The 18,324-nt window shown below is 72.5% G+C and carries 7 protein-coding genes; 5 read left to right on the forward strand and 2 right to left on the reverse strand.

What is annotated here, in order from left to right:
• The first annotated feature begins 35 nt into the window (after positions 1–35).
• The gene (locus tag LXT21_RS00540; protein WP_254036123.1) at positions 36–2,627 is read left to right on the forward strand and encodes a LamG domain-containing protein; all 2,592 of its coding nucleotides are present in this window, start codon (positions 36–38) and stop codon (positions 2,625–2,627) included.
• 14 nt (positions 2,628–2,641) lie between these two features.
• On the opposite strand, the gene LXT21_RS00545 is transcribed toward LXT21_RS00540, so the two are convergent.
• Complete coding sequence (locus tag LXT21_RS00545; protein WP_254036124.1) at positions 2,642–4,399, reverse strand: aminotransferase class V-fold PLP-dependent enzyme; 1,758 nt, start codon at positions 4,397–4,399, stop codon at positions 2,642–2,644.
• A gap of 139 nt (positions 4,400–4,538) precedes the next feature.
• On the opposite strand from LXT21_RS00545, the gene LXT21_RS00550 reads away from it, so the two are divergent.
• The 4 genes from LXT21_RS00550 (at position 4,539) to LXT21_RS00565 (ending at position 16,746) form a co-directional block, all read left to right on the forward strand.
• The gene (locus LXT21_RS00550; RefSeq protein WP_254036125.1) at positions 4,539–7,952 is read left to right on the forward strand and encodes an AAA family ATPase; all 3,414 of its coding nucleotides are present in this window, start codon (positions 4,539–4,541) and stop codon (positions 7,950–7,952) included.
• 3 nt (positions 7,953–7,955) lie between these two features.
• Complete coding sequence (locus LXT21_RS00555; RefSeq protein ID WP_254036126.1) at positions 7,956–11,354, forward strand: AAA family ATPase; 3,399 nt, start codon at positions 7,956–7,958, stop codon at positions 11,352–11,354.
• 1 nt (position 11,355) lies between these two features.
• Positions 11,356–13,668: an AAA family ATPase gene (locus tag LXT21_RS00560; protein ID WP_254036127.1), complete on the forward strand. Its 2,313-nt coding sequence runs from the start codon at positions 11,356–11,358 to the stop codon at positions 13,666–13,668.
• Between the two features lie 72 nt (positions 13,669–13,740).
• Positions 13,741–16,746, forward strand: a complete 3,006-nt coding sequence (locus tag LXT21_RS00565; RefSeq protein WP_254036128.1) for a tetratricopeptide repeat protein — start codon at positions 13,741–13,743, stop codon at positions 16,744–16,746.
• Positions 16,747–16,753: 7 nt separating this feature from the next.
• Here LXT21_RS00565 and LXT21_RS00570 read toward each other — a convergent pair whose 3' ends face one another.
• Entirely contained in the window at positions 16,754–18,295 is a 1,542-nt protein-coding gene (locus LXT21_RS00570) for a M28 family metallopeptidase (protein ID WP_254036129.1), read from the reverse strand.
• Between the last annotated feature and the right edge of the window lie 29 nt (positions 18,296–18,324).

Below are 18,324 nucleotides of genomic sequence, written 5' to 3' on the forward strand. Positions count from 1 at the left end.
TCAAGCATAATTTGAACTCCAAGTCAGGAGGTCCCATGTCGAAACACAGTCGTTCGTGGTGGGTTCCACGGCTCGCCACGCTGGTCTTCGCGGGAGTGGCGGCGCCCGAGGTGCTCGCGGCGGAGCGCCCTTCATTGGTGAACACGCGCATCACCACGCCGTTCGGCGCGAACGGGCATTCGTCCACGATTGATGGCCGCGTCTTCGTGGGCAACATCCGCGAGGACGCCGCGACGACGACCACGACCTGGGTGGCGAGGGTGTTCCGCCCGGAGGCGGTGACGTACGACGCGGAGGGCAAGCCCCACTTCTCCGCCGCGTTCTCCACCGGGCGCACCACGACGGTGAGGAACGGGGAGAACGCGCTGGCGTTCTGCTTCACCCATCCGGCCCTGCCCTACACGCTGGTGGAGGGGCTCGCGGTGTACCAGCCGTTCCTCTTCGACTCGATGATGTTCAACGGCCCCAACGTGTTCCGCCGCCGTCCGGTGGACCTCCGCGTGTCCCAGCCCTTCACGGCCCAGGCGGACATCTCGTCGTTCACCACCGGCAACCTGGAGACGCTGACCACCGTCACCGGCGCGAGCATCCGAGGCATCGAGCCGACGATGACCTCCGACGGCCGGCTGCTCATCTTCCAGGGCGGTCCCCAGAACGACGGCGGCATCGACCACCTGATGTACGCGTACAACCCCACGCCGTGCGCCGCCTCGGGATGGAGCAACCCGCGCCCCCTGTCGATGATGAACATCGACACGGCCTCCGGCGTGCAGCGCTATCCGCTGGCGCGGCAGAAGCTCAAGGCCTCCACCGGTGAGCTCTTCGGCGAGACGACCTCCGGCGCGCTGCTGCGCGGCGCGTACCCCTGGGTGGACCACGAGGGACGCAACGTCACGTACACCGGCGTCGTCTACACGGATGGCGCGCGCCGGGAGGCGGTGAGCCTGATTGGCGCGGACACGGGCTGGACGGCGTACCACATCGATGGCGCCATCAACACGGGCCGGCTCGACATCGCGCACCTCTTCTACTCGGGCCCGATGTGGAACTTCGAGCAGGAGCGCGCCCCGGAGCAGAACTTCCCGCCCGGCGCCAACAACGACAGTCGCTACCTGCCGGTGACGAAGTCCCACGACGTGCTCGCCCTCTTCGGCAGCAACACGTCGGACTACAACGAGGTGGACGTGGGCGAGCTGGTGGACCCCTTCCACGTGCTCAACCTGCCCATGAACGAGCTGGTGACGCGCGCGGGCGCCTACGACTTGACGCGCACGCCGGACCACTCGGGCTCCTTCTACACGGGCACCCTCACCGGCACCGCGTCCATCTCCGCCGGCAACTTCGTGACGCAGTCCACCTCCGGCTCGCTGTGGGAGCCGCACGGCAAGGGCAAGGCGCTCGTCGTCCCCGGCGGCGGCGCCCTCTCGGTGAATCTCACCGATGCCAGCGGCACCGTGCGCGGCGTGGGCGCGCTGGTGCGAGGCTTCACCGTGCAGCTCGCCGTCCGCCCCGACGCGAACATCCACGCGGGCTGCACCACCGGCAATCCCTATCGCTACCTCTTCCAGAAGTCGGGGGCCATCGACCTCATCTACGAGTCCGACAACACGGTGCAGCTCTCCTTCGTCATCAACGGCACCCGCGTGCGCCTGGGGCGCAGCCCTCCGCTCCCTGTCGGCGCGTGGACCCACCTGGGCTACTCGTGGGACGGCGTCACCGGCGTCTTCCGCGAGTACCTCAACGGCGTGCCCACGCGCCGCGTCCTCCCGGTGGCTCCGGGCAGCTTCCGCCTGGGCACGGGCGTGCTGAGCATCGGCGCGGGCAACGTGATGAGCACCGAGTCCTGCCCCGCCAACGGCGAGGGCTCCTTCAAGGGCGCCATCGACGAGGTCCGCTTCTTCAGTCACGCGCGCTCGGCCCGCTCCATCTGCATGACCTCGCCGGGCGCGGCCTGTCTGGACACCGCCATCCAGGAGACACCCACGGAGGGACAGTTCGGCATGAGCCAGCAGCTCCACCTGTGCAACAGCTACGCGGCCCTGGGCACCCGGGCTTGCTCGGCCGCCATGCACCGCGTCTGCGCGCAGCGAGGCGCCCATGACGCGCTGGCCAACAGCACCAACGTCCTGGAGACGATTCAGCAGCTCATCGGCAACCGTCCGCCCATCTCGCTCCTGGGCGTGCTCGCGGGCGCCACCGCGACCGACGTCAACGTGGCCTGTGGTCCCATCCAACACGAGAGCGTGGCCGTCACCTTCGAGGAGCTGTCGCGCCTGCACGGGCTCTGCACGGACGAGCGCGTCGCGCAGACGCTCGACTGCGGCGCCGCCGCGCATCGCTGGTGCAACAAGCTGGGCTGGACGACGGGACAGATTTTCGAGGTGACGTCTCGTCCCTGGGTGGGCTGCTTCAACTCCGGCCTCATCCAGGACGTGCCCAAGGACCAGCTCGGCCCCGTGTCCAACACCAGCGCCTTCATGGCCACCGACTCCAAGCTGGAGGTCAGCCGGTGGTGCCAGGCGAAGGGCTTTGGCGCCGGCACGGTGCAGGAGCTGGGCTTGGGCTACCTCGCGCAGGTGCACTGCTTCCAGCCCGCCGTGACGGTGCCCTGGAAGATCAACCCCTGAGCCCCTGACGTCCTTCAGGTTCCCTGGAGCCTGAAGGGCGCCACACTCGCTCCGGCGGAGTGCTCGCGGTTGAGCACCTCGAGCACTTCGCCAGGGAGCGGGAACCACCGCAGTCGCTCGGCCTCCGCGCGGAGCGGCGCGTCATCCGTCTTCAGGCTCGCGTAGTCCTGGAGCGCCTCCTCGACGGCGTCGTGTGCGCGAGCGACATAGCGGGTCAGCTCCGTCTCTGGCACGGAGCGTCCGGGAGCGGGCGCCTCGGCATGGCCGTGCGCATAGGACAGCGCCTCCAGGCGTCGCAGCGTGCGCTGGTGGCCCCGGTAGCGCCACTGTCCGGTGGCCGGGTCCAACACGTAGCGCGGCAGCAGCTTCCACCCCTCGGTGGCGACGAAGTCCACCGCGTCCAACAGGAAGCCGAACGTCGTCTCGGACAGGAAGTAGTTGAAGCCCAGACGCACCCAGCCGGGCTTCACTCCGTCCGTGCCGCTCAGGATGACGTCCTGGAAGCGGTGGCTCGTGACGGGGTCGATGCTCAGCAGGCGATGGCCGTACGGGCCCGCGCAGGAGCAACCTCCCCGCGCCTGGATGCCGAACAAGTCGTTGAGCAGGGCGACCACGAAGTGGTGGTGGAGGTACGCGTCACCGTGGCGGACGAGGAAGCTCACGATGGGGAGCCGGGGCAGCGCGGGGTTGCCCAGGATTCGCAACGCGGGGTTCGCGCCCCAGCGTTCGAGGGCTCGGCGGACGAAGTCCTTCTCCAGCGCGTCGATGTGCTCCACGCTCACGGACTCGCGCAGGCGGAACACCAGCCCGGCGCGAATCGAGTCCACGATGGCGGGCGTGCCGCCCTCTTCCCGATGCACCGGGTCTCGCTGGTAGACGTGCTCGCTGCCGCTCACATAGGACACCGTGCCTCCACCCGGCACGGTGGGGATGCGGTTGCCGAGCAGCTTGCGTTTGACGACGAGCACCCCCGTCGTGCCCGGCCCGCCGATGAACTTGTGCGGTGACAGGAACGCCGCGTCCTTCTCCACGCGAGGCCGCGCGGGGCCGTCCTCGCGGCCATTCATCTCCACGCGGACGTAGGGGCCCGCCGCGGCGAAGTCCCAGAACGCGAGCGCGCCGTGGCGACGCAGGAGCGCGCCCAGGCCTTCCAAGTCGCTCAGGATGCCGGTGACGTTGCTCGCGGCGGAGAAGCTGCCGATGCGCAGCGGGCGCTCCTGGTGCCGCACCAACTCCCGCTCCAGGTGGGCCTGGTCGATGCGACCGTCCGCGTCCTCGTCGATGGTGACCACGTCCGCGATGGACTCGCGCCAGGGCAAGTCGTTGCTGTGGTGCTCGTACGGCCCCACGAACACCACGGGTCGCTCGGCGGCGGGGATGCGCGAGCGCAAGTCGTAGCGCGCGTCCAGGTCCGCGGGGATGCGCAGGTTGAGGATGTCGATGAGCTTGCAGACGGCCGCCGTGGCGCCCGCGCCACAGAAGAGCACGACGTCCTCGGGCCCTCCGCCCACGGCCGCATGGATGATGTCGCGCGCGTCCTCGCGAAAGCGCGTCGTCTGGGCGCCGGTACCGGACGTCTCCGAGTGGGTGTTGGCGTAGAACGGGAGCACGTGGTCCCGGATGAAGTCCTCGATGAAGCCCAGGGAGCGCCCCGACGCGGCGTGGTCCGCGTACGTGAGCCGGCGGGCGCCAAAGGGCCCGTCGAGCACCCGCCCCTCCCCCAGGATGGCGCTTCGAATCGACTCGACCAGCCGTGTACGCGCGTCTTGCATCGCTCGCACCTCTCGTGGTGGAGCCCAGCGTCCCGCCGAAGCGCCTCGACTGTCCAGCCCCCACGCGCCGACGGGCCGCGTCAGCCACGCAAGCGCCGCCCCGTCACTGCGCCGCCCCATGTTAGCGTGAGCACACTCCATGAACTTTCGCTTCCAGTGCTGGGTGCAGCGCCACGCCAGCGGCCGGGTGACGCTCACCCCGCTGTCACTTCCCCACCTCGCGGTGCACGCGGACTCCCTGGAGAAGGCCACCGAGGAGCTCACGCTGGCGCTCGACGACCAGCTCACCCGCATCCATCCCCGCCGAGTCCCCGAGTTCATCTCGGCCACGGGTGGCGCCCCGCACTCGCTGGAGCTGAAGGCAATCCCCGTCTGGGGCGGGGAGCAGAACGCCGTCGCCCCGCTGTCGCTCTTCGCCGTCTCCGCGCCCACGCACCAGTCCTACCTGGGCCTGAACACGCCGCGCCTGGAGACGCAGCTGTGGTTCCAGGGGAAGTCACTCCCCGACGATGCCCCGGAGCGCCTGCGCGAGCGGCTGGAGGGGCTCAGTGACGCGCGCCTGTTGGCCCTGCGCGCCGATGGAGGCGAGGCGTTGATCGACGTGGAGGTGGAGGCCACCCCCACGCGCCTGTCGGCCCTGACGCCGCGCCAGCTCCACCTGGACATCCGCCCACCGCCGCGCCCACCGGACGCACCGGACCCGTCCGACGAGCCTCGCGTCACCGGGCCGCTCGACGAAGAGGACGAAGAGGAGGTCTTCGACGACGACACGTGGGAGCCCCGGAAGCGCAAGCGGCGCCATGAGCCGGGGGACAAGGCCGCCAGGCCGCCCCCCACGCCCGTGCTGGACCGCATCGCGGTGCCCTGGCACAAGCTCGCGGAGGACGGGCAGTTGGACCCCGCCTACGAGCAGGACGGGCTGGTCTCCCTGCTCCGCGCCCGACTGGCCGCGAAGGACGCGGAGGCCGTGGTGCTGGTGGGCCCCTCGGGCGTGGGCAAGTCCGCCCTGCTGCACGCGCTCGCCGAGGCGCTGCGCGCCCCCACCGCCTCGGACGACGAGCGCGCGCGGCCCTTCTTCTTCGTGGACGGCAGCCGTCTCATCGCGGGCGAGGGGATGTGGGGCGGCTGGCAGCAGCAGGTGCTCCAGTCCTACCGCGAGGCCTCCGAGGCCCGCGCCATCCTCGCCCTGGGCCACGCCGTCGACCTGCTCGACGCGGGCAAGAGCGCGCACAGCGACCAGAACGTGGCGCAGCTGCTCCTACCGCTGCTCTCCACCCGCGAGGTGTCCGTGGTGGCCGAGGCCACGGCGGAGACGTGGGCCCAGGTGGAGCGCCGCAACGCCAGCTTCGCGCGCCTGTTCTCCGTGGTGCGCGTGGACGAGCCCGCGCTGGAGTCCCTCTCCCGCATCCTCACGCGCGTGGCCCAGGACATTGTGGGCGCCACGTCGCTGGAGGTGAAGCCGGAGGCCCTGGAGGAGGTCCGCTTCCTGTGCCGGCGCTTCCTGCCCTACGGCGCGCAGGTGGGCAACGCGGTGGCCTTCCTCCGGCGGCTGCTCGCCACCTGCACCCACGCGGCCCAGGCCCACGTCACGCGCCTGGACGCCGTCCGCCAGTTCGCCTCCGAGTCCGGAATCCCCGAGTCGCTCCTGCGCGACGACATGCCCCTGGAGGCCGAGCAGGTCCGCGCGTTCCTCGCCACGCGCGTGCTGGGACAGCCGACGGCGGTGGAGCGGGTCGCCAACGTCGTGTCCGTGCTGAAGGCGGGGCTTGCGGACACGCGAAGGCCGCTGGGCGTGCTCCTGTTCGTGGGGCCCACGGGCGTGGGCAAGACGGAGCTGTCCAAGGCCCTGGCGGAGCTGCTGTTCGGCTCTCGTGAGCGCATGGTGCGCCTGGACATGGGCGAGTACGCCGGCCCGGACGCGCTCCTGCGCTTGCTGGGTGACGGCCAGACGCCGGGCCACCTCTCCGCGGCCGTGCGCCGTCAGCCCTTCTGCGTGGTGCTGCTGGACGAGGTGGAGAAGGCCCACCCCGCCGTGCACGACGCGCTGCTGGGCGTGCTGGGCGAAGGCCGGCTCACCGATGCATCGGGCCGCTTCACCGACTTCCGCAACGCCGTGCTCGTGCTGACGAGCAACCTGGGCGCGGACACGTGGCGCGCGCGCGTGGGCTTCGACTCGCTGGGCGGCGTCCCCGACGTGGCCGCCCTGCGCACGCACTACCTGGCGGAGGTGCAGCGCTTCTTCCGGCCGGAGATGTTCAACCGCCTGGACGACACCATCGTCTTCTCGCCCCTGTCCGCGGAGCTGCTGCGTCGGCTGGTGGTGCGCGAGGTGGAAGCCGTGCGACGCCGCTCCGGCCTGTCCCGCCACGACGCGAGCCTGGAGGTCTCCGAGTCCGCGCTGGACTGGCTCGCCGCGCGCGGCTTCGACCCGCGCTACGGCGCGCGTCCCCTCAAGCGGGCCCTGGAGCGGGAGCTGGTGGTGCCCGTGGCGGCCTGGCTCGCGGAGCACCCGACGAGCGGCCCGGTGACGCTGCACGTGGAGGGTGGCGACGGTGGCCTGAGCTTGCGCGCGGAGGCGGTGGGCGGCGCGGCCGAGGGCGTGGGCCGTCAGGCCATCGAGCAGGTGCTGGAGGAGGCCGCCTCCCTGCGCGCGGAGGTGCAGCGCTGGGGCCGCTCTCCGCCCATGCGCGTGCTTCGCCAGGAGCTGGCCGTCTTCGACAAGATGTCCCGACAGACGTCCTACTGGGAGGAGCGCTCGCTGGCGGAGGAGTCGTCCCGCAAGTCCGGCGAGGCGCGTGAGCTGGACAAGGCCTTCCGCGAGTGCGCCCAGCAGACGGAGGCCATCGAGGACCTGCTCTTCGAGGCGCACCTGTCGCGCTCGGTGGGACAGGCGGAGTCGCTCGCGCGCGACGTCACCTCGCTGCGCACCACGTTCCGTCCCTTGAGGGAGCGGCTGTACGGGAGCCTCTACCAGTACTCGCGCAGCGTCTCCCTCATCCTGGTCCCCAGCCGCGGCGCCTGGGCCCGGCTGTGCTTCCTGGCGGCCTCCTACGAGCGCTGGTGCAACAGCAAGCAGCTCACGTTCCAGCGCGTGCTCATGTGGCCCTACCAGAAGCCGGAGGGAGAGAAGGCGCCTCGCAAGCCACCGCCTCCGACGTGGAGCTACGAGAAGCTCGAGGACCTGACGAAGCTGAAGACGACGCCCGTGGCCTACGCCATCGAGGTGACGGGCGAGACGCGCCCCCTGCTGCTCTCCGCCGAGCACGGCGTGCACCGCTTCGTGGAGGGGAGCCAGGCGGCGCTGGTCCGCGTGCTCTTCACGTCGAATCCGTACAGCAGGGACGTGCTACCCGACTGGGAGAAGCTCGAGAAGCTGCTGCCGAAGGAGGAGGTCCGGAGGATTCGCCCCGGCTCGACCGAGATGGCGGGCGGCTCCGTGGAGGACCTGCGCACCGGCGCGCGCGTGCGCTACGCGGGCGGCGTGTTGGACATGGAGTCCCTGCAGGAGCCGTGGATGAACTGGCGCGTGTTCGGCGAGACGGAGGAGGACTGACTCATGGATCTCAAACTGCCCCTCGTCTACGCCCCCATGGGTGGCCGCCTCGTCGAGGCCTGGGTCCCCGCCTTCTGGCCCGCCCTCCACCGCGTGGGTCCCAGCCTGTCCGCGCTGCGCGACGACCTGGCGCTCGCCATCATGGAGCGCTTCGAGAAGGAGCACCCATCGCGCGTGGCCAGCTACCAGCTGCCTCCGCACCTGTCGCTCAAGCACGTGAAGGTGGACACCGAGGCGAGGGACCGGGAGAAGGGCCTTCGCATCGCGCTCGAGGGACGCATGGCGGTGCTGCTGGAGAAGTGGCCTCGCGATGACTTCTGGGTGGTGACGCCCACGCGCATGCCGGAGGCCCGCTTCGCCATCGCCAAGCCCGAGGAGCTGGCCAATGCGTTGGAGCGCAGGCTGGGCGCGTGGTGCCTGGAGCACGGGCTGAAGAACCTCGACTCCCGCTGGGCCCAGGGCCGTGAGCGGCTGGAGCTGCTGGAGGTGGACGCCTACGCGCCCTCCATCCTCCCGCGCACCCCGCCCCGTCCGCCCAAGCCGCCCCGGCGCCGCCGCGCGTCCGCGTCGGAAGCGAAGCAGGCCGCGACGCCGCCCGAGACACCGGAGCAGCGCGAGAAGCGGCGCAACCGCAGGCGGCTGACGCTCACGGAGCTGCGCGAGGTGGCGCGCAACCTGAGCCACGCCGCGCGCGACGACGGGCTGGAGCACTGCTACGGCCGCGAGTCGCTGGTGCGCGAAGTCGTGGACGCACTGGAAGGGCGCGAGGGCGCGGCCATCGTCCTGGTGGGTCCGCCGGGCTCGGGCAAGACGGCGCTGGTGCACGAGGTGGTGCGCAGGCTCACCGCCCGTCAGGACGCCGCGGGACAGCGCCGGGACGTGTGGCGCGTGGACGGCAACCAGTTCATCGCGGGCATGAGCTACGTGGGCCAGTGGGAGGCGCGGGCCCGGGGCGTGGTGAAGGAGCTGGTGGAGGTGGGGGATTTGCTCTACGTGGACGACCTGGCGTCGCTCGTCTACGCGGGCCGCACCTCGAACGAGCGCACCAACGTGGCGCAGTTCCTGGAGCCGCACATGGCGCGCGGCGAGCTGACGGTGCTGGCCGAGTCCACGCTGGAGCGCTTCGAGCGCGTGCGCGAGGAGGCCCCCACGCTCGCCTCGCTCTTCCGCGTGGTGCACGTGCCCGCGCTGGAGCCCCGCACGACGCTGCCCGCCCTGCTGGGCACGCTGCGCGAGCTGGAGGGCTCGGGGGACGGTGGGCCCGCGGTGCGGCTGTCACCGCTGGCGCTGGAGACGCTGCTGGATTTGCAGCACCGCTTCGTCGCGCACGAGTCCTTCCCGGGCAAGGCGGTGCGCCTGCTTCGCCGGGTGCTCGCGCGCCCGGGCACGGTGGAGGAGAACGTGCGGCGCTTCACGGAGGTCGACGTCACCGCCGCGATGCGCGAGCAGACGGGCCTGCCGGACTTCGTGCTGGGCAGCGCCCCGCCCCGCTCTCGCGAGGCCTTGGAGCGGGCCCTGGCCACGCAGGTGGCGGGGCAGCCGGAGGCCGTCGGCGCCGTGGTGGACGCCATCCTCACGCTGCAGCGCTCACTCCAGCCGCCGGACAAGCCGCTGGCCACGTACCTCTTCGTGGGCCCCACCGGCGTGGGCAAGACGGAGACGGCCAAGGCGCTGGCGCGCACCCTCTTCGGCAGCGAGGAGCGGCTGGTGCGCTTCGACATGTCGGAGTTCATCTCCGCGTCCAGCATCACCCGCCTGCTCGGACGGCCCGGAGCGCCGGACGGCGAGCTGACGACGGCGCTGCGCACGCAGCCCTTCTGCGTCGTGCTCTTCGACGAGGTGGAGAAGGCGCACCCGCGCGTGTTCGATGCCCTGCTCCAGTTCCTCGGCGAGGGGCGTCTGACGGACGGCGCCGGACGCACCGTGGACGCGCGACAGGCGGTGGTGGTGCTCACGTCCAACCTGGGTGTGCGCGAGGCCGCCGCCCGCACGGGCTTCCACCGGGCCCCCGAGGGCGCGGAGGCACACTACCTCTCCGCGGTGCGCGCGTTCTTCCGTCCGGAGTTCTTCAACCGGTTGGACCGCGTGGTGCCCTTCCGCTCGCTGACGCCCGCCGCGCTGCGGCTCGTCGTGGAGCACGCGCTGGAGTCGCTGCTGTCGCGTCGGGGCATCCGCCGGGGCAACGTGCTGGTGGAGGTGGAGTCCCCGCTGCTCGACCTGCTCGTCGAGCAGGCCTATGACCCACGCTATGGCGCCCGCCCCCTGAAGCGCGCGTTGGAGCGGCGCCTCACCGTGCCCCTGGCGCATCACCTGGTGCGGCGCGGGGGCGATGACCTGGCCCGCGTGGAGCTGTATCGCCAGGGCGACGACATGGGCCTGTCGGTGGAGCTGCTCGCGCTCGAGCCCGCCTGGGCGCCCGAGCCGGCCGCGAGCACGTGGACGCTGCCCGCGGTCTCCCGGGCGCTCGAGGAGGTCACCGCGCGGATGGACGCGCTGCTGGCGGCCGAGGCGAAGCTCGCGGAGCAGGGGCAGGTCCCCGGTGGCCCCGAGGCGCTGGAGCTGTTCGAGCGCCTGGAGCGACTGTCGGCCGAGGCGCTGGACATCCGCGAGAACGAGCTGGCGGACCGCGACTTCCTCGAGACGGAGCAGCGCACGGGCAAGGAGGAGCGCCACTCGTACGACGCGAGCTGGCACAACAAGGGCCGGGGTGGATTGCGCCCTCGTCCAGCGTACGCCGCGCAGCCCCTGCCGGTGTCCCCCGAGGAGCGGCTGCGCCGCTGCCGCCCCCGGGTGATGAAGCTCCGGGACGAAGTGGAGTGGCTCGCGCACCAGCTCGCCCGACGCGAGCGGGGCTTGGAGACGCACAGCCTCCTCGTGGAGGGCCTGGCCGATGCGTCCACCTTCGCGGTGAGCGCCGTGACGGGCTCGCTGCCCCAGGGGCTCGGCCGCTGCGTCATCCTCGAGGAGCGCGTGGAGCCGGATGGCAAGACGTCCTGGGAGCCGAGCGGGACGGCGCTGTCCGTCGGCGTCCGCGTCCGACGCGCGGTGGTGACGCTGACGGCGTTCGGCCTGTCGGACGTCCTCCCCCAGCTGGAGGGCTACGCGCTCGTCCTCCTCCCTCGCGATGACGGCCCCAGGCCCGCGCTGCTGCGCGTGGAGCGACTGGACGGCACACCGGAGCAGCTCGCGGACGTGGCCCAGCGGGTGGCCGCGCGCGACGCGCTGAAGCTCTCGGAGCAGCAGGCCCGCCGCGCGGGCACCGCCCCCGCGCCCCCTCCGGGCCGCGTGGTCCTCGAAGGAATGCAGCCCCCCATCCACCACCTCGCGAGCGGACGTCCACCCGCGGACGCCCTCACCTGGGCGGCGCGAGTGCTGCGCGAGCAGTCCCGAGGAGGGCACTGACATGGATAAGAACTTTCACCTGTTCGTGCGCAACTACCCGGGCGTGGGTGTGGCCGCGCACGTGCTGACGCATCCGCACCTCGCCTCGTTCGCGCCGGACCTGGCGACCGCGCGCCTGGACGTGGCGGAGGTGCTGGGGCGGCTGCTCAAGCGCGGCCAGCTCCACGATGAGGTCACGCACTGGCCGGACCTGCGCACCAAGAAGATGAACCTCACCGTGCGCGTCGTGCAGCACGGACGGCTGTTGCCCGTGCCCCTCAAGCTCACCGTGGTGACGCGCGGCGGGCGCGCAGGTGCCAAGGCGGAGCGCGCGACGCGCAAGGCGGGCTCGGGCAAGAGCCCCGTGCACGTCTGGGTGCCGCGCGTGGACGTGCAGGGCTCGCTGCAGGACCTCTCGGACTTGGAGGCGTACGTGGAGGAGCTCGTCCGGCACGAGCTCTACCTCGCGCCCCTGGAGCGGCTGCACTCGCTGGCCTACCTGGGCGATGAGACCGTCGAAACCCTCTCCGTGTCGATGAAGCACCGCGAGGCGCCCCGCGCGCGGATGGCCGATGAGCCCCGGCGCGCCGAGCGCAAGCCGCCTCCGCCCCCCGCGCTCGCGGAGGCCAGCCGTTGCCTCAACGAGGAGGTCCGCGCGGGCCTGCTGGAGCGCGCGTGGGAGCGGAACAAGGAGGTGGGGCTGCTCACCGAGGCCGTCACCGCGCGCGCTCGCGCCAGCGTGCTGCTGGTGGGGGCGCCCTCCGTGGGCAAGACGGCGCTGGTGCACGAGCTGGTGCACCGCGCCGAGTCCGCGCCCGCGGGCAACCCGCTCCACGGGCTGGAGGTCTACAGCTCGTCGGGTGGCCGCATCATGGCCGGCATGGCCTACCTGGGGCAGTGGCAGAAGCGCGTGCAGCAGATGGTCCTCGAGCTGCGCGTGCGCCGCGCGGTGCTGCACCTGGACAGCCTCTCGGAGCTGCTGTCACTGGGTGGCGGCGACACGGGCCTCGACGTCGCGCGACACCTGCTGCCCGCGCTGGAGGGCGGCGAGGTGGTGCTGGTGCTGGAGGCCACGCCCGAGGACGTCGCGCGCGCCGAGCGCACGCATGGCGCCTTCCTCCAGGCCCTGCGACACCTCGCGGTGGAGCCGCTGCCCGCGTCCGCCGCGAGGGCCGCCGTCCAGCAGGCCTCACAGCGCGTGGCCAAGACGCGCAAGGTGCGCTTCACGCCCGAATCCCTGGAGCGCGCGGCCGAGCTGACCGAACGATTTGGAGAAGGGCCGCCTCCTGGAGGCGCGGTGTCGCTGCTGCGCGCCGCGACATCCCAGCTCGACTCGGGCGCGGAGGTGGGCCCGAGCGCGGTGACGGCCGCCTTCTGCACGCGCACCGGCTATCCGCGCGAGCTGGTGGACGCGTCCATCCGGTTGGACCCGGACGCGCTCCTGCGCCGCTTCCGTGAGCGCATCGTCGGACAGGACGAGGCCACGCTGCTGCTGCGCAACCTCGTCGTCACGTTGAAGACGGGCCTCGCCGACCCCTCGCGTCCCCTGGGCGCGTTCCTGCTCCTGGGCCCCACGGGCGTGGGCAAGACGGAGTCCGCGCTGGCCCTGGCGGAGTACCTGTTCGGCGATGTGACGCGGCTGGCGCGCTTCGACATGGCCGAGTACGCGGCACCGGGCAGCGCGGGACGCCTCGTCGGCGAGGTGGGTGGACAGCAGGGAGGGCTCGCGCGGCGCGTGCGCGAGCAGCCCTTCGGCGTGGTGCTGCTGGACGAGGTGGAGAAGGCGGACGCGGGCGTGCACGACCTGCTGCTCCAGGTGCTCGGCGAGGGACGGCTCACGGACGGCACGGGCCGCACCGTCAGCTTCCGCAACACGGTGGTGCTGCTCACCAGCAACCTGGGCGCGGAGTCGGCGGCGCGCTCGCTGGGCTTCGGCGGCGATGGGCCTCGCGACATGGAGGCCCACTACCTGGGCGCGGCCACGGCCTTCTTCCGGCCGGAGCTGCTCAACCGGCTGGACCAGGTGGTCCCCTACCGCGCCCTGTCCGCGGACGTCATCCGCACGCTCACCCGGCGCACGCTGGACGCGGCCCTCGGACGCGAGGGCCTCTCGCGGCGGGGGGTGAGGGTGTCCTTCGGGGAGGACGTGGTGGACTTCCTCGCCCGGACGGGCTTCGACGCGCGCTATGGCGCCCGTCCCCTGAAGCGCGCGGTGGAGCAGCACGCGGTCGTCCCGCTCGCCCAGTGGCTCGCCGCCCATGCGGGCACGCCCCACCGACACGTGGAGCTGCGGCTGGGCACCGAGGAGCGCCTGGAGGTGGTGCCCCGCTCCTGACATCCCCTCGTGACAGGGCTCTGCTATCGTCCCTCGCGCGCCCTCCCCCACCTGGAGCCAGAGCCCTCCTTCATGCGCTGTGTCGACGAGACCGTCTTCATGAAGTTGCTGTTGGGGGAGCTGTCACCCCAGGAGTCCGCGGAGGTGGATGCGCACCTCGACACGTGCGCCTCCTGCCGGACCATGGTCGCCGAGGGACTGCGCGCCCAGTCCCCGGACGCCACCGGCGCGGAGCCTCCCACCGAGCCCGCGGTGTCATTCTCCGGCCGTCCGGACGCGGCCCTGGAGAAGGGCACCGCCGTGGGCCGCTACCTGGTGCTGGAGCTGCTCGGCGCCGGGGCCATGGGCGTCGTCTACGGGGCGTATGACCCGGAGCTGGACCGCCGCGTGGCCCTCAAGCTCCTGCGCACCGGCGCGCTCGGGCTGAATGTCGAGAAGGAGCGCGCCCACCTGCTGCGCGAGGCGCAGGCCATGGCCCGCGTCTCCCACCCCAACGTGGTGGCCGTGTACGACGTGGGCACCTTCGGCCAGCACGTCTTCCTCGCCATGGAGCGCGTGGAGGCCCAGACGCTCGTCGAGTGGCTGAAGGCCGCGCCCCGCCCGTGGCGACAGGTGCTCGCGCTCTTCCTCGACGCGGGCCAGGGGCTCGCCGCCGCGCACGCCGCGGGCGTGGTGCACGGCGACTTCAAGCCGGCCAACCTGCTGGTGGGCGACGACGGCACCGTCCACGTCACCGACTTCGGCCTCGCGCGCCTGGGCGCCGCCAGCGCGCCGGAGGGCAGCGCCTCCACCGCCGACAGCCCCGCCGCCGTCACGGGCATGGAGCGCTCCGTCACGGGCGGCACGCCGGCCTACATGGCGCCGGAGCAGTTGCTCGACAAGACGCGCGCGAGCGCGGCCGGAGACCAGTTCTCCTTCTGCGTCGCGCTGCACGAGGCCCTCTACGGCGCGCGGCCCTTCGAGGGCGCCACGCTGGCGGAGCTCTCCACCCAGGTGTCCTCGGGACAGGTGCGGCCCTCGCCCACCGGCACCCGCGTGCCGCCCTGGGTGCGCCGCGTGCTGCTGCGCGGCCTGGCCCGGCGCCCCGAGGACCGCTTCCCGCATCTGGGCGCGCTGCTGGACGCGCTCCAGAAGGATCCCGCGGCCCGGTGGAAGCGCGGGCTCCAGCTGGCCAGCGCCCTGGCCGTGCTGGGCGCGGCGGTGGGCCTGACGCACGCGGTGCACACCCGCGGCGCCCGCTCCTGCGCGGGCGCTCCGGACGAGATGATCGCCGTCTGGGGACCCGAGCAGCACAACGCCATCCAGAGCGCCTTCGCCGCCACCGGCCGTCCCTACGCCACCGCCGCCTGGGAGCGCGTGCGCCGCGAGCTGGACGCGTACACCGCCGCGTGGACGACGACGCGCATCACCGCCTGCGAGGCGACGCGCGTGCGCCAGGAGCAGCCCGAGGAGGTGATGGCGTGGCGCATGCGCTGCCTCGACAATCGGCTGGCGGACGTCTCCGCGCTCGCGCGCCTGTTGTCCCAGGCGGATGCCCGGACGGTGGACGAGGCGCACCGCGCGGTGAAGGGCCTGCCAGCGCTGTCCGGCTGCTCGGAGGCGCTCGCGCCGGGCGGGGCCGTGATTCCCGAGGGCCCCGAGGCCCGGGCCCAACACGCCGCGCTGCGCGCCACCCTCGCCCGGGGCCGCGCGCTGCTCGCCACCGGACGCTACGCGGAGGGCGTCACGCTGGTGGAGCCCACGGCGCTCGCCGCCCGCCTCGCGGCGAACCGGCATGACGGCGCCGAAATCTCGATGCTGCTCGGTGAGCTGCGCGAGGGCGCCGGCGACTGGCGCGGCGCGGAGGCCTCCCTCTTCGAGGCGCTCAACGCCGCGGAGGCCACGCGCCAGGACGCCGTGGCCGCGCGGGCCTGGACGCTGCTGGTGCGCGTGACGTGCATCGGCCTGGACGAGTACGAGCTCGCCTCGCGGTGGAAGGACCGGGCCGCCGCCGCCATCGAACGGCTGGGCGGCGGCAACGAGCTGACGCGCGTCAACCTCCTCACCTACTCCGGGACGCTGCTGCGCAAGCAGCGCCGGTTCGAGGAGGCCGTCACGCTCCAGGAGCGAGCCCTCCTGTTCGCCGAGAACACCTTCGGCCCGGACAGCCTGGAGGTGGCGGACGTGCTGCTGGAGCTGGGCTCCACGCAGTGGGTGCACCCCCGGCTGGAGGAGGCGAAGGCCCACCTGGAGCGCGCCGCCGCCATCACCGAGCAGGCCCTGGGCCCCGAGCACCCGGACGTCGCGCGCGTGCGCATCGCCATCGTCCCCGTGCTGCGGGACTTGAACGAGCTGGACGTCGCTGAGCGCATCGCGCGAGAGGCGCTCGGCGTCTTCGAGCGCACGCTCGGCCCCGAGCACCCGCGGGTGTACGACGCGCTCAACGACCTGGCCTCGACGCTCGTCGTCGAGTCGCGCACGGACGAGGCCCTCCCGCTGTACGAGCGCGCGCTCTCCATCGTCGCGAAGACGGACGGCGCGGTGAGCCTGGGCGCCGCCGTCATCAACGCCAACCTGGGCGTGCTCTACTTCCAGAGCGGCAAGCACGACCTCGCGCTCGAGCGCTTCCGCGCGGCCGTGAGCATCCGGGAGCGGGCGCGCGGCCCCACGGACCCGGGGCTCGTCAGCCCGCTGCGACTGGTGGCCCGGGTGCTCGCCTTGAAGGGCCATGTCGAGGAGGCCCTGCCGCACCTCCAGCGCGCCGTCGACATCCAGATGCAGCAGGCGGACGACAGCGCCAGTCAGTGGACGCTCTGCCTGCGCGACCTGGGCGCCGCCTTCCTCAAGCTCGGCCGGCCCCGCGAGGCGCTGGCGCCGCTGGAGCGTGCCGTCGCGGGCTGGGACAAGGCCTTGCCCGGTCCGGGCCACCGCACCGAGGTGCGCTTCTTCCTGGCCCAGGCCCTGTGGGACTCCGGCAAGGACCGCGAGCGCGCCGTGCTGCTCGCCAACGAGGCGAAGGCCATGGCCCTCAAGGACGACCCGTCCCCGAGGACGCTGCCGCTCGTCGACACCTGGCTCGCCGAGCACCGCCTGCGTTGAGCGCGCCTCAGCGCGGCGCGGGCGTCACCTGCTGGTCGGCGAAGCTGCCGCGCTTGCCCTCGCTCCACTCGTCCCAGAGGTTGAAGGAGCGCAGCTGCTCGGGCAGGTCCGTCGCCTTCATGAGGGCCTCCACCTCCGCGCGGCCCTGACGCCCCAGCCGCTCCTCCATGGTGGCGAAGCCCCACGCCAGCGAGCCCACCACCGCCGCGTTGCCGCGCAGCGTGCGCGCGTCGCACTGCTCGAACTCGTCCGAGCGCGCGTGGTAGTTGGGCCCGTACGTCGCGGACTCCTGATTCGCGATGAGGTTCGCCACGCCGCTGAGCAGGAAGTCCAGGTTGTCGGTGCCCACCACCGGGACGTCGACTTGCGTGAACGGCCCCAGTCCCGCCACCGGCGAGAGCGCCCGGTCCACCAGGGGCACCAGCGGAGGCCGGCCGTTGGTGAAGAAGCCGTTGATGCGCCCGCAGCCGATGTCCACTGACAGCGCCATGACGTGCCCGTCCAGCTCCGCCGCGTGCGAGCGCACGTAGCCCGCGGAGCCATACAGCCCCTGCTCCTCGCCGTTCCAGAGCGCGAAGCGAATCGTCCGCGCGGGCTTGAGCCCCAGCCGGCGAATCTGCCGGGCCAGGTCGATGAGCATCGCCACGTTGGCGCCGTTGTCCAACGCGCCTCCGCCCAGGTCCCAGCTGTCCAGGTGCGCCCCCAACACCACGACTTCGTCCGGCGTCGTGGTGCCCCGAATCTCACCGATGACGTTGCGCGCCTCGTAGGGGCCACCCGTCTTCAAATCCAACACCGCGCTCAACGTGAGGGCCGTGCCCGCGCGGAGCAGCCGCTGCGCGCGCCGGGCGCCATCGCGCTCCATCACCATCATCGGCCGGGTGTTCTTCGCGCCCGTCGACACGTTGTGGCGGTAGAGCTGATTGCCTGGGCGGCTGCCCATGTAGACGACGCCCGCGGCGCCGGCGGCCACCGCGCGCGCCTCGATTCCCACCGCCTCCGCGTACTCGCGGAACAGCCCGTCCACGTCGCGCAGCTCATCCGTCTCCACCAGGACGAACGCGCCCTTCACCTTCGCGCCCACGCGCGCGTGGTCCGCCTCCGTGCCACGGCCCAGGTCCACGAGCGGCGCGGTGAGCCCCGCCTTCGGCGTCGCGGCCGAGAAGGGCATCGCCGCCACCCGGGGCGAGAAGCGCACGCCCTTGCCCTGCACCGTCGCGCTCGCGCCCTGCTCCAGCCACAGCGCCGGCATCCGGAATGACTCCGCCTTCGCGCTGACCCCCGCCTCCCGGAAGCGCTCCAGCGCCCACTCCACCGCGCGACGGTTGGCCTCCGAGCCCGTGGCCCGCCCACCCACCTCATCCACCAGCGAGCGCAGGTCCTCCACCATCGGCGTGGACCCCAGCACCGCCCCCGTCAGCGCCATCACCTCCCGCTCTCGCGCCGAGGGCGGCGGAGGCTCGGCCTCCACCCGCTGCGACGACACGAGGACCAGCGACACCAACGCCGCGCTCCAGCGCTTCTGATGTAAAGGCATGACGCGCAGCATTCACAACCTCCCACGTCCGCATCAAGCCG

Origin of the sequence: Myxococcus guangdongensis (assembly GCF_024198255.1) — a bacterium.
Lineage (GTDB): Bacteria > Myxococcota > Myxococcia > Myxococcales > Myxococcaceae > Myxococcus > Myxococcus guangdongensis.